Origin of the sequence: Paenibacillus peoriae KCTC 3763 (assembly GCF_000236805.1) — a bacterium.
GTDB lineage: Bacteria > Bacillota > Bacilli > Paenibacillales > Paenibacillaceae > Paenibacillus > Paenibacillus peoriae.
On the sequence record NZ_AGFX01000016.1, the window covers coordinates 101,418 to 114,072 of the forward strand.

Consider the following 12,655-nt stretch of genomic DNA (forward strand, 5'->3'; position numbering starts at 1 on the left):
GGAACTAAAGATTTGATGACATTTTATCATATTCTACATGGATAAGCCATCCGATCAATCATAAATTTACCTTATAAGTCAGTATTCTATCGTAATGAGCGGAAATCCAAGTGTGATACGTGTATCCTGCTCTTCCCCATCTTCATGCACAGCCATCTGCATATGTACCTGATGTTCACCGCTTTGAATGCTTAACGGCAGCTCAGGAGCTTCATAGGATACAGCCAGCGTAGTTGCATCTGTGTATCTTTCCTTGGCCTGCATGGAAAGGTCTCTGGCTAAGCTCTCCTCTGTCAGCTTCAACAACTGGCTCACGGATTTCCCGGAATGTAGTGAACGCTGAACGGTCGTGTTCCACTGCGCTTGTACTCCCACGGACTTTAATAGCGCAGCACAGAGCTTATGAGCCTGGATCAGTTGCTCACGTCCTGCATCGCTACTGTCCAGTTGAACAACCACATACCATTGCTTAGCCTGCCGTTCCATCATGTTTAAGCGCATATTAAGGCTTTCACTTTCACTGTCACGAACAGAACGATATACCGTGTGACCATTTTCCACGAGCTTGTTTACAGCAGGCATATTCAGTTGATCGGCTATCTGTGCCGCTATAACCTCTGGATTTTCACCGTTAGCAGTCCAATCCCCTTGCCATTTCACAACCAGCTTATCCAGCGTGCCGGGGGCCTGATCCGAGACGGTTAACAACGAACGCAATGCTTCTTCTGCCTCACGGGAATCATATCGAGTCGTCTGAAGTGCTCCATAACGCCAGCCAGCCAGTACCAGCACCGCTCCCAAAACTACAATAGCAAACATCCCTTTTTTTATCATCCCTGCTTTTAGCATCGTCATTCCTCCCGCTTCGTAACCATCCGTTTCCAAATACGATCTGAATGCCTTCTTCTTGGGCTGGTTTGAAATCTATAAATCTATCAATAGCATTCCCATTACCGGAGGTTCTATACGTCGCAAAAATGAAGCAATGCCTTTTAAAATATTCATCTGCCTACTGGGTGTTCGACCATACATCGTAGGCACCGTGAGAATAAACTAGGATCACAACGCATCTTATCCCAAAAGAGGTGAAAACATGTTTCCCATTTACCCTATAACTGAAACCGGCGTAGCACCTTATGGCGGTCAGATGGTATGTGCAGTTATGCGTGATGGTACGAGGTACGTCGGCATCTTAAGCGGGTGTAGTAAAGGCAAGTTGATGTTGAACGGATACCCTTCCTCCTCGCCCGGCAGCCTTTATTCCGGAAGCTATAGCAACAAGGAGAAACAACAAGACAAGAAGGTATCCTCTAAAAAGAAAAAAAGAAATTCCAAAAACAAAGCAAATCCTTCTGCGAAGCTAAATTCCTTAGTTAGACCAGCCAACCGGGTTCTAAGCCCATTCTATCCTTATGACACAGGAGGATTGGGCTACGGTGGATATGGATATGGTGGATATGGATATGGTGGACCAGGGTATGGCAGCGGATATGGTCGATATGGCAGATATGGATACGGGGCAGGGTTGGCGCTTGATTTGGCCTTAATCGCCTTTTTGTTCCTACTTATTATCTAAAGATTGTGAATATAACGAAAAAACCGGAAGACTCATTTGGTCCTCCGGTTCTTTGTCTTCGTCTCTCTACATTTTACTCTGCTAATCCGTTTTTGTAGGCGTAGATGGCCGCCTGTGTGCGATCCTCCACACCTAGTTTGGCCAGCAGGTTGGTGACATGGAATTTTACCGTCTTGATCCCGATAATCAGCTCATCTGCGATATCCTGATTGGATTTTCCTTGTGCCAATAACCGGAGTACCTCCATTTCTCGATCCGTCAGCTCCGCATGCGCGGGTGCCTCAGCCTGTGGCTGGCGGAATCGATTCATCATCTTGGAGGCTACCTGCGACTCTAGCACAGACTGCCCGCGTGCAGCTGCACGAATCGCATCCGCGATCTCGGATGCACGGGACGTTTTGAGCAGATAGCTGAATGCCCCCGCTTCAATGACGGGATACATTTTCTCGTCGTCCAAATAACTCGTCAGCACAATGACCTTCGTCTCTGGAAGCAGACGCAGCACTTGACGTGTCGTCTCAATGCCGTCCATGCCATCCATGACCAGATCCATCAAAATCACATTCGGATTGTATTCCGTAGCCAACCGTATGCCTTCTTCTCCGCTCCCAGCCTCGCCAACCACTTCTATGCCTTCTTCCGTACCCAGCACTGCCGCGAGGCCAATCCGTACCATTTCATGGTCGTCTACCAGCAGTACGCTAATCGGTAATCCCGTTTCCATGATCATCGTTCCTTCCGCTTTCATCATTAATAACTGGCACTGACACCTCAATCCGTGTCCCTTTTCCCGGAGCCGTTATATACTGAATAGCTCCTCCAATCTCGCTGACCCGTTCCTGCATCGTGGATAATCCATATGAAGTCTGCTTTTTCTCATCCAGTTCAAATCCAACACCGTTATCCCGAATTGTCAAACGGACGGAATCCGGCCGTTGCACGATACGAATCTCCATACGGTTTGCTTTGGCATGACGCAACGTATTAGACATAGCTTCCTGAACAATACGAAACAGGTGATTCTCAATACCTTTAACTAACTGTACTCCGCTCTCTATCTCAAAATCAATCTCCATCGGTACCTTCGCCTGCAGCTCCTGTATCAAATCACGCAAGCCTTGCTCCAGTCGTTTCCCTTCCAGATAGACAGGCCGCAGATGAAGCAGTAGCGCCCGCATTTCGGATTGCGCCACGGAAGACATTTCTTCAATCAGTGCCACTTGACGCTGCGCTTTATCAAAATCCTTATCCAGCGTCCTGCCGACAGCGGTCGCCGTCATGGAGATGGCGAACAATTGCTGGGATACTGCATCATGCAGCTCCCTGGCCAACCGTTGCCGTTCCTCGACAATCGCAGTTATCCGGGCCTGCTCTGCCAGTTGGGCATTATTTGTAGACAACCGCTGCAAAGACGTAACCTGCTCCTGCCACTTGTGTCCGATTCGCTCCAGTTGCTCGCCCAGCCTGCCCAGCTCATCATGGCCCAGTGGCGGCAGCTCACGTGCAGGAGTTCCCTTTTCCCACATCAGCAGCGTCTCTCTCAGCATTTCCAGCCTGCTTTTAAAGCGATAGCTCTCATAAAATCCGTATATGGCCCCTGTTCCAATCAACACCAGTATTACGGCTCCTACAAATTTCAATATCATCCCCCAGGTCGGGAACGACTTCACATATCCATATGTATACAGCATATAAAAGACAACTACGCCCACAACAACACACAGGAGGATACCTTCACCCATACTGCGGGTTACCATGTTGGACGTTTTTTTATGACTCATCCCGGCTCCTCCTGATCAATAAAATCGGACACGTACATCGCCCGCTAAATATGAAACGACAAACTTCACTTTACATTCACTCTGCGCATAGTTCGGTGACTTCCAAACCATCCGATTGAGCAGACCCGCTTCATGATCACGGTCAAACTGAATCTGCCCGAACAGCACGAACATTTCCACCTCTACACCGTAATTATCCGGTAGCGTGATGTCAATATCACCGAAGATCCCCTGCAAAAATATGACGGGTTCACGTTCTTCCGGAATAGCCAACGTCAAATCAGCATCCACATCCCCAACCACATGCCATATGCTTGTGCTGCGTAAGCTCCACGGCACTTCGTCCCATTTAAGATTGGATATAAAGTTGTGCTTAAATATAGAGCTTTGGCCTTTATGCAGCTTTCTGGAACGTGAATAGAACGCAGCCAACGAGGCTAAAGTGATCACCACAAACAAAAACAGATGATCCAGCACCAGCAGCCCAGCTCCGATTGCGAGCATCGTATATCCCTTTTTGATTTTGGAATTGCGAATCTTATATATTCCAATCAACATCAGGATCAGTGCAACCACGGAGAGGAAACCAATCCACTGACCGAATAAAATTATAATTCCGACGCCGATCCCTGCCAGTGCCAAGGCTGATTTTCTTCTCTCCATGTTGCACCCCCTTTTTGTTTATACAGGAAGGAAAAGCCATAGTGGCGCGACTACCGCCATATGGCTTCTCGAACCGTACAGATTGAGCACTGTTATTGGCTAGTGTCCATCTATACAGCATATCATAATGTGTTGTTTCCGAGTAGTCAGTCCTTCTTAATATCTACAGGTTTAGCACCTGCCTGAATTTTGGACTTCAACTGTTGAAACTGCTCATCCACTTTGAATTGTTTTTCAGCCTCTGCCGGATTGACATATGCTTCTCCCGGAGCTTGACGATAAGGAGCACGCAGTACGTCAGCCTCTGCCTCCATTTGCATGATTTTTTCTTCCATGCGGTGGAAACCGAGCGAAGCAGACCCGCTTTCAATCGTATGCAAGCTGTTGATTTGCGACATTTGCTTTTTGGCTTTCGCCATTTGGGCACGGGATACCAGCTCATTACGCTTATTGCGCATTTTGTAGAATTCATCCTTCATGTCGTGGAGCTGCTGTACCAATTCTTTGGCTTGAAGCTCAGCTTGTGTGTGCAAGTCACGGTACTCATCCTGCTTTTGCACAAAATAAATCTTCTCGCCCAGCAGCTTGCGTGCTACTTCTTCCTGACCATTCCGCAATGCGGATTCGGCTTGCTTTTCGCGCTCATTGGATACACGTACAGCTTCCTCCAAGCGCTGTTTCATGCGACGTTCATTTGCCATTTGCTTGGCAACCGTTACCTCAGCCTCGTGAATTTCTGCCTCCATATCGCGCAAATACTGATTTAGCATAATAACCGGATCTTCCACTTTATCCAGCACTTCATTCACCGATGCTCTTGTCATATCCTTCATTCTTTTAAAGATTCCCATTATTTACGTTCTCCCTTCTCAAATTGCTCTACTTTTTTACGTAACTCTTCCAATTCCTTTTTCATTGCTTTTTTCTCGATATCTTCCATCATGGAATCCAGATCACTATTGTGGCCTGTATTAAATTTGGATGAATGGCGGGCATCTTGACCAAACGGGTTCGAATTGCCGTATGCTCCGCCCTGATTGTAACCAGTTCCCTGTCCATACTGCGATCTTGTACTATTACCGCCATAATAGCGTGGGTCCTGTTGGGTGTAGGGACCGCTATCTGGACCAAATCCTCCATCAAAAGGAGATCTTGGCTCCTTGGAGATCACCAGCGCAGCAATCACATAAATCATAAAGGTGGTACCTGCAGTAATAAAGAAACTGATCACAACCAGAATACGTATCCAAGTTGAGTCCATTCCTGTTGCGTCAGAAAGACCGCCACATACCCCAGTTAATACTTTATCCCGGCTTGATCGGTAAATTCGGGTCATAATCAATTTACTCCTTCCCGCTGTTGTTCAGCTTGCTTTTCAGTCTCGCCCACTCTTGTTCGAGCAGCGATCCACCGCCTTGAGCATCCCTTGCATGCTCCTCACCCCGACGTAAATCACGCAGACTCTGCGTTTCTGCTTCCATATCGGCTACCCGGTCTTCCAAGCGGTTGAACATTCGGGGAACATTTCGTCCGCCGTATGTACCTGCCCGTTCGTTCATCTGTTGCTGGAGTCTCAATGTTTGTACACGTGCGGCATAATACTGACGCTTACTGTGTACCGTTTGGTATTCTGTCTTTAATGTATCCAGCTGTTGCTCCAATTCACGTAGTGATTCACGGCTCTGCTCCCACAGCTCTCTATACTGCTCTTCTTTTTCTGCATACAGCATTTTTTCCTGAAGGGCCAGCTTGGCAACGTGTTCTTCATCTGCTTTCAAAGCCAGTAGCGCCTGTTCCTCCCGTTTGGCCTGCATGGACAATGCATGATCCAGTTGCTGCTTCATCTGTCTTGTATGCACTGCATATTGCTGATGGAGTTTTTCCGCTTCGGCGATTTCCTGGCGGGTATTATATAGAAACTGGTCAATCAGTTGCACCGGATCTTGACTTTGTTCCAAATGCTCATTGAAGGTTGCTACCGTAATATCACGCATTCTTCGAAAAACACTCATTAGCGCCTGCTCCTTTCACATTTCGTATTTTCACAATTTCAATACTGCTTGTTTTCTATAACCTTCTTCATTCCTCAAACTGTCAAAATCAGTAGTGTCTTCTGCGGCCGCTCAGCATGGATACACCAAATATGATTAACCCGATTGCCAGCAGCGGCCCAATGAGCCAGGATAATTTGCCCAGTAAAATCAGTACCCCAAGCACAAGCACGATCCAGCCGAAGAGTGCATTTCCTCTTTTCACACCGTAGTACCCCAGCATAATCATGGCTATCGGAATTAAGTAACCAATCAGATGTCCTAAAAAGTAACCGAAAAATGGAGTAAACTTACCAAGCAGCAAAATCGAGCCTAACACGATCAATGCAATTGCCAGGCCATTCCCTTTGTTAACTCTCATGATCTCTCACCGCCTTTCACTGTGTCTTGCTTATGTCCTTATTGTACGCTGATCAAGCGTTCGTCAAAACGGACCCCAGACGGTTTTTGAACCTAGACCTTAGTCGGGGATATATACAGACCTGCGGCTATCCACCTCTATGCTGTTCTGCTACATGGGTTGTTGAGCGCGGCTCTCCCGCTTGCTTAAAGCGGAGTGAAAGGACGAGACACACCAATAATGCTATCGCTGCAACCATATAAGGCATATTTATATGAACATCAAACAGCACCCCCGCAATCAGCGGTCCAATCACATTCCCCAAACTTGTATAGGAGGAGTTCATACCTGCCACAAACCCTTGCTCATCCCCCGCCTGTCGCGACAGAGAAGTGCTTACTGCCGGACGAAGGATATCCATAGCCAGAAAAATAATGAAGGTCGTCAGCATAATCATCGCGTACTTTTCGGCAAACAGGGTTAGAAAAATGAACAGTCCCCCAACTGCCAAACAGCTGTGAATTATTTTTTTCTCGCCAAAACGATTAATGATCCAGCCAAATATAGTTGCTTGAACAACTGCACCCAAAATGGAGCCTGTCGTTATAATGATCGCAATATCCATCGGTGTAAAACCATATTTATGATCAACAAACAGTCCAAATACCGTTTCAAAGTTAGCTAGCCCAAACGCAACGACAAATACAATCAGCAAGCCCATAAAATAAGGAGAACGATATGACTTGGCAAATTGCTGCAAAAGGTTTTCTCGTTGACGTGGAAGTTCTCTATTATATTGCTGCTTTTCTTTGCTTAAGGATTCCGGCAGCACCAGCCAGGACAAGATAGCGGCTATCCCTGCGGCTCCTGCGGCTGCAAAAAAGGGAATACGTATTCCATATGTGGCAAGCAAACCGCCAATCCCTGGTCCAATAATAAAGCCTGTGTTGATCGCTGCATTAATCATCCCCATTCCCTTGCCTCTTTCCTCGAATGAGGTCACATCAGCAACATAGGCCATAATAGAAGGAGTAAGAAGCGCTGCTCCTACCCCGCCCATGATTCGTGCAACAAACAAGATTGGAACAGAACTAGCAAGTCCAAAGACAAGTTCAGATAACATAAAAACGATCATGCCAGCAACAATCAATTTTTTGCGTCCATAACGATCAGACCACTTTCCCGATAAGGGTGATAACAAAAGCTGTGTCAGTGCAAAAGCTGCAACCATCAGCCCCATCGATGAGCCATTCATCCCTAGCTCACTTATAAACTTAGGTAAAACAGGTACAACCAGGCCAATCCCCATGAATGCCAAAAAAATATTAAGCATCAATAAAAGCATAGCTCCCCGGTTCCGTGTCAGTATAGACATATTTCCACCATTCCTTTTCTGTATCTCTTGTATTTATCGTTCGTTTAATTCGCTCTCTCTTTTCTTAGGAACAAGAAAACCTAAATTGTTTTTTCAGTTTTCTTGCAAAGAAATGACCTCTTCCAATAAGATAGATCGTTAAGGACATTTTCTATTTTTCGGCCAATCCAAATAACAAAATATCTGCGATAGAATAAGTAGCCTCCTCAACCGTAACACTATTATCCAGAAAGAAACGCTGATCAAGCGTCAAATTTATAGAATCAATAATAAGTCTCATAATGAGCGCCTCGTTTTTATTTACAATAATTCCTTCCCGGATACCCTGCTGGATTAATGTTCTGAGTTGGGGCCAATCATTCAAATCCGCATGCACTCTTTTCCAATGCTCAGGATAATATTTTTTCATTTGTTCCAGTATTCGCAAATCATAAAACTCATAATATTGCGGCATGACCCTGATCGCCTGCTTAATCTTCTCTAACAAAGTTAATTGATCGTTTCCGATAATTTGCTCGGTGATTCGAATCATGTCATCACTCGTACGCTCGATAAGCGTTTCTAAAATGAGTGTTTTGGATGAAAAATGCTCATATAAGGTACGCTTGCTAATAGCGAGTCTTTTCGCAAGGTCATCCATAGTAAATTTCAAACCACTTTCATGCGCTTCCTCCACAAAAGCTTCTAAAATCCTTTCCTTCATATTCATCCCTCATTTCTTCATGTTCAATAAAACTAAAAAAGTTTTTTCAGTACCAATATTCTACTATGCACATCAAACCCGGTCAAATTTACATTTAAAAAGATTTAAGTATACCTCTTACCTTTAGCAATACACCAACTATCCACGTTACACCTTATGTATTACGGAACAACGATTCTCACCGAGTCCGGTTTTGGTAGTACAGCATCGCACTATGCAAATTCAGCAAACGGATTGATTTCTGTGATTGCCAATCTGGTTGGCATGAATTTGATGCACAAGAGCATTACCACTGCTTCTTTAAACAATGGTAATGCTTCGGTGTTATGTGCTCACATAATGTTGCGGCATTTTTTTGATGAATCAAAATGACTTCTAAAAAAGCTTATTTTGTGATCTATGGTTGTATTTCCCACTGGCTAGTGCCATTATCCATAAAAGATAGGAGTGATTTTAACGCAATTTCTACCATATCACTCACCGCTTGATCAGTATAAAATGCCGTGTGTGGCGTTATGATTACATTGGGAAATGTCCTTAGGATGGCCAACTGGTGATTGCTTAGGACATTCAGACGGTGATCCTCATGAAAGATACCCAGTTCATCTTCAATGACATCCAGTGCTGCTGTGCCTATTTTCCCAGTCTCAATGCCATGAATCAGCGCTTCGGTATCGATTAACGGACCACGCCCGCAATTCACGAGGCAGACACCATTCTTCATTTTATTGATGCTTTCCTGATTGATCATGTGATAGTTGCTATCGAATAACGGTGCGTGCAGGGTAATCACATCGCTGCTGGTTATTAATTCTTCCAGCGAAACGTACTCTATCAAATCCCTCAAATTATCGTTTTCGTAAACATCGTAACCGAGAATTTTACAGCCAAATCCAGAAAGATTTCTGGCAACCGTTGCCCCGATTTGACCGGTACCGATAATCCCGATGGTCAAGTTTCTGATTTCCCTGCCTTGAATACCTGCCAAAGTGTAATCCTGTACGGCGTTCCGAGCCAGGATTTGTTTGGCTTTTCGCGCACACATTAAGATTAACATCGTGGTAAAATCAGCGACACTGTTCGGCGAGTAGGACGCATTGGAAAAGTGTATGCCATACTCTTGAGCTGCAGCAATATCTACATAATTGTACCCGGCGCTTCTCAACGCGAGATATTTGACACCAGCCCTGCTTAAAGCTTGTAAAGTTGCCCGGTCGGCTTTGTTGCTCCCTTGTATCGTTACAGCCTGGGCACCTTGTGCCTGACTTGCAGTCTCCGGGTTTAATTCTTGAGCCACGTATTTGATGTCTAATTTAAGTTCTTTTTCAAACTTTTCAAAGAATGCCATTTCATCAGATCTCGCACGGTAGGCTACGATTTTTTTCAAGGTTAGTAACTCCTTTCAGTAATATGGATTTGAAAAAATACACGTTACTGGGCAGCAAAATGTGAATTTTTTCACATTTTGCTGCCCATATATTATAAAATGTCAACCGAACAAAGCATACATCTAAGCGCAGTACATTATAAGAAGAACGGAAGCAATAAACTGATAATAATAACCATTATGGCTCCCCCAATTCGGTTAGCGATGGTTGCAAACGGCATCATCCCCATCCGTTCCGAAGTTGACAAGACCCCAATAGCGCCGGTACCTCCCAGGTTTCCTAAATTAAGGCCAACGGCGATCATAGCATCAATGGGATGGAACTTCATGAGCTTACCGATTATTAGTGACCCTACCACAGAGCCAATGACCCCTAAAGTGATAATGATAAAATTTGCAATTGTGAAGTAAGAGGTCACCTGGCTCAAATCAAGCGATGAAATGCCGATCCCCGTGATCAGGAATGGTAAAAAGTTACGAACCATAAACCCTTGCCAGTAGTCACTGGATTGGCATAAAGTATCATCCAAAAAGCCGGTTGCTTTCACGATAATAACCAAAATTACAGCCCAGGCAATAAAGTTAAGCTGCGGTACGAGGCTCTGCAAAATGTTACCAGCAATCATAAAAGCAACCGAAACAAATAAGCCTATGCCTAACTTTGTTATATCTTTTTTCAAATCACCCGTGCCCGTGGATTTTATTTTTTCTTCAGCGGGTTGATCCATACTCTTGCGTGCTTCCTTTAGTAATTCGCCATTACCTGTCAAGGAAGGAAAACGTTTACCGAGTTTATGCAGCAAACCGGCGAAAACGACGCAAACCAAATTCGAAATATTCATGTATACAAGAAACTGTCCGGAAAAACTTCCAGCTGGCTTGTGAAAAATCGGGCTGTAAATAGACGGAACGACGGCTATCGCACCGGAAGATCCCCCTGTATAATTCGGTAAACCGATCATAAAAAGACCCTGCAGCAGCGATGAACCCGTCAGAAGCGAACCCAGAAATAAGAAAACAAATACAAAAGCGAGAGAACCAATAATACATGGTAAAAGCCGTAATGAGATGGACACGAGCACCCTTCGATCCATGCTTAGAATCGAACCGATGATGATTGCCGACAAAAATAGATTGACAAAACCCGATCCGATCAAGCCCGAAATATTCGTCTGTACGTAGTCTGGGATCAGTCCAAAATACACGAGTGCGGAGCCGCCGAATAACGGTAGGAGGATCGCGCCTCCCATCCAACTGCCCAAAATAGGAATGACGCCTCCGACATATGAGAACAAACCACCTGCCATCAAGAGAAACGCAATTGAACCGATAATGTCCTTATTCAAATTCCCGGTGTAGGCCGCAATCAAAATGATGATCGAAAAAGGAATATAGTATTTTAACGGCAAACTCGAGATTTTTATGCTTCTAAACTTGGTTTTAAAATCTATCTTTACCGGAACGGCGGGAACACTAATTTGCTTATCCATAGTAATCTCCCATCTAATCGTTTATTGTAGAGCAAGGTGTTTAGCTGGATGAGTGATAACCCCCGTTAACGCAGAAGTTGCGGCCACTGCTGGTGAAGACAGATAAATCAGTGACTTCTTGGTTCCCATTCTGCCGATAAAGTTCCGGTTGTTTGTACCAAGCACTACCTCATCATCACTCATTAATCCGTATGGCTGTCCGCAGCATAACCCGCAGCAAGGATGTGAGACACTAGCACCGGCATCGATAAAGGTTTGAATATAACCGTGTTCCAGTGCTTCTTTATAGACGTTGATCGTTGCAGGGATCACAATCATTTTCAGGAAAGAGGCTATTTTTTTTCCTTCAAGAATTTTCGCGGCCATTTCCATATCTTCAATGCTGCCATTGGTGCAAGATCCGATATAAACCTGATTCAGCTTCGTTCCTTCGATTTCAGAAATAGGGTGGACATTGTCAACCCCTTGCGGGCATGAAAGCTGAGGTTCGAGTTCGCTGACATCGTAACGAAGAACTTGTTCATATTCGGCGTCCTCATCTATTTTCAGCCAGGAAATGTCCTTATAGTCCATATCATAATACTCGGCTGTTTTTTCATCTGCTTCGAACAATCCGACCTTTGCGCCGGCTTCCAAAGCCATATTGGCTATGGTGAAGCGTGACTGTATACTCATGTTGCGTACCGCATTTCCCGTGAATTCCAGCGACTTATACTGGCCCCCGTCCGACTTAATGTCGCCAAGTATTTTCAAAATGATATCTTTTGCCCCGACGCCCTTTTGAAAGTCGCCGTCTAGCACAATCTTGATGGCGGAAGGGACTTTGAGCCAAACCTCGCCCGTTGCCATAACCGCCGCCATTTCCGTATGTCCGATGCCTGTACAGAAACAACCCGCGCCGCCATAGGTGGTTGTATGGCTATCCGTCGCCACGACGATTTCGCCAGGTCTTGCGTATCTCAGTTCATGCATCAGCGAGTGGCAAATTCCCTCGCCTTTATGAACGTTTTTAATCTGGAATTTCTCAGCCAATTCGAGCCCGTCCACAAAATGGATGGGATCAGTATCAACCTGGTTTGTCGGCATCAGATGGTCAAAGATGATCACTCCCCGCTCTGGATAAACCGCCTTGGTCACATGCATATCCTTTAAAGCCCGCTTTAAAAATGAAGTATAAATATCATGGATCATATATCGATCAGGCCGAGCAATCACAATGTCCCCAGGAGCCAGGCTTTTCTCTCCTGTATTTTTCATTAATAGCTTTTCAGCCAGTGTATGTCCCATTA

13 protein-coding genes are annotated in these 12,655 nt (G+C 45.1%); all 13 read right to left on the reverse strand.

Annotated features, from left to right (window positions below; translation table 11 throughout):
- Positions 1–78: 78 nt before the first annotated feature.
- The 13 genes from KQI_RS0110520 to KQI_RS0110585 all read right to left on the reverse strand — a co-directional run bounded on the left by KQI_RS0110520 (position 79) and on the right by KQI_RS0110585 (position 12,653).
- Positions 79–849, reverse strand: a complete 771-nt coding sequence (locus KQI_RS0110520) for a YwmB family TATA-box binding protein (protein ID WP_029390110.1) — start codon at positions 847–849, stop codon at positions 79–81.
- An 800-nt stretch (positions 850–1,649) separates the two neighbouring features.
- A complete protein-coding gene (locus KQI_RS0110530) occupies positions 1,650–2,300 on the reverse strand; it encodes a response regulator (RefSeq protein WP_010346744.1) in 651 nt (216 codons plus the stop codon).
- Positions 2,278–3,357 carry a sensor histidine kinase gene (locus KQI_RS0110535; RefSeq protein ID WP_010346746.1) on the reverse strand — a complete coding sequence of 360 codons (1,080 nt, stop codon included), beginning with the start codon at positions 3,355–3,357 and terminating at the stop codon, positions 2,278–2,280. Before KQI_RS0110535 ends, KQI_RS0110530 begins: the two co-directional genes overlap by 23 nt.
- Before the next feature lie 15 nt (positions 3,358–3,372).
- Positions 3,373–4,020, reverse strand: a complete 648-nt coding sequence (gene liaF / locus KQI_RS0110540; protein ID WP_010346747.1) for a cell wall-active antibiotics response protein LiaF — start codon at positions 4,018–4,020, stop codon at positions 3,373–3,375.
- A gap of 146 nt (positions 4,021–4,166) precedes the next feature.
- A complete protein-coding gene (locus KQI_RS0110545) occupies positions 4,167–4,871 on the reverse strand; it encodes a PspA/IM30 family protein (protein WP_010346748.1) in 705 nt (234 codons plus the stop codon).
- Positions 4,871–5,356, reverse strand: coding sequence for a PspC domain-containing protein (locus KQI_RS0110550; protein WP_010346749.1), 486 nt, complete (start codon positions 5,354–5,356; stop codon positions 4,871–4,873). Before KQI_RS0110550 ends, KQI_RS0110545 begins: the two co-directional genes overlap by 1 nt.
- Before the next feature lie 7 nt (positions 5,357–5,363).
- On the reverse strand, positions 5,364–6,032 hold the full coding sequence (locus KQI_RS0110555; RefSeq protein WP_010346751.1) for a PspA/IM30 family protein: 669 nt from the start codon (positions 6,030–6,032) through the stop codon (positions 5,364–5,366).
- A gap of 88 nt (positions 6,033–6,120) precedes the next feature.
- Entirely contained in the window at positions 6,121–6,432 is a 312-nt protein-coding gene (locus KQI_RS0110560) for a LiaF transmembrane domain-containing protein (protein ID WP_010346752.1), read from the reverse strand.
- Positions 6,433–6,559: 127 nt separating this feature from the next.
- Positions 6,560–7,810, reverse strand: coding sequence for an MFS transporter (locus KQI_RS0110565; RefSeq protein ID WP_277813523.1), 1,251 nt, complete (start codon positions 7,808–7,810; stop codon positions 6,560–6,562).
- Between the two features lie 127 nt (positions 7,811–7,937).
- The gene (locus KQI_RS0110570; RefSeq protein ID WP_010346754.1) at positions 7,938–8,489 is read right to left on the reverse strand and encodes a TetR/AcrR family transcriptional regulator; all 552 of its coding nucleotides are present in this window, start codon (positions 8,487–8,489) and stop codon (positions 7,938–7,940) included.
- 397 nt (positions 8,490–8,886) lie between these two features.
- The gene (locus KQI_RS0110575; RefSeq protein ID WP_010346755.1) at positions 8,887–9,876 is read right to left on the reverse strand and encodes a D-isomer specific 2-hydroxyacid dehydrogenase family protein; all 990 of its coding nucleotides are present in this window, start codon (positions 9,874–9,876) and stop codon (positions 8,887–8,889) included.
- A 137-nt stretch (positions 9,877–10,013) separates the two neighbouring features.
- Complete coding sequence (locus KQI_RS0110580; RefSeq protein WP_010346757.1) at positions 10,014–11,366, reverse strand: 2-hydroxycarboxylate transporter family protein; 1,353 nt, start codon at positions 11,364–11,366, stop codon at positions 10,014–10,016.
- A 21-nt stretch (positions 11,367–11,387) separates the two neighbouring features.
- Positions 11,388–12,653, reverse strand: a complete 1,266-nt coding sequence (locus tag KQI_RS0110585; protein WP_010346758.1) for a 3-isopropylmalate dehydratase large subunit — start codon at positions 12,651–12,653, stop codon at positions 11,388–11,390.
- Between the last annotated feature and the right edge of the window lie 2 nt (positions 12,654–12,655).

Excerpts from the sequence above, each read along its gene's own strand:
- liaF (WP_010346747.1), bottom strand. The coding sequence starts at position 4,020 with ATGGAGAGAAGAAAATCAGCCTTGGCACTGGCAGGGATCGGCGTCGGA.
- KQI_RS0110585 (WP_010346758.1), bottom strand. The coding sequence starts at position 12,653 with ATGGGACATACACTGGCTGAAAAGCTATTAATGAAAAATACAGGAGAG.
- KQI_RS0110560 (WP_010346752.1), bottom strand. The coding sequence starts at position 6,432 with ATGAGAGTTAACAAAGGGAATGGCCTGGCAATTGCATTGATCGTGTTA.
- KQI_RS0110535 (WP_010346746.1), bottom strand. The coding sequence starts at position 3,357 with ATGAGTCATAAAAAAACGTCCAACATGGTAACCCGCAGTATGGGTGAA.
- KQI_RS0110520 (WP_029390110.1), bottom strand. The coding sequence starts at position 849 with ATGCTAAAAGCAGGGATGATAAAAAAAGGGATGTTTGCTATTGTAGTT.
- KQI_RS0110580 (WP_010346757.1), bottom strand. The coding sequence starts at position 11,366 with ATGGATAAGCAAATTAGTGTTCCCGCCGTTCCGGTAAAGATAGATTTT.
- KQI_RS0110545 (WP_010346748.1), bottom strand. The coding sequence starts at position 4,871 with ATGGGAATCTTTAAAAGAATGAAGGATATGACAAGAGCATCGGTGAAT.
- KQI_RS0110555 (WP_010346751.1), bottom strand. The coding sequence starts at position 6,032 with ATGAGTGTTTTTCGAAGAATGCGTGATATTACGGTAGCAACCTTCAAT.
- KQI_RS0110550 (WP_010346749.1), bottom strand. The coding sequence starts at position 5,356 with ATGACCCGAATTTACCGATCAAGCCGGGATAAAGTATTAACTGGGGTA.
- KQI_RS0110530 (WP_010346744.1), bottom strand. The coding sequence starts at position 2,300 with ATGGAAACGGGATTACCGATTAGCGTACTGCTGGTAGACGACCATGAA.
- KQI_RS0110570 (WP_010346754.1), bottom strand. The coding sequence starts at position 8,489 with ATGAAGGAAAGGATTTTAGAAGCTTTTGTGGAGGAAGCGCATGAAAGT.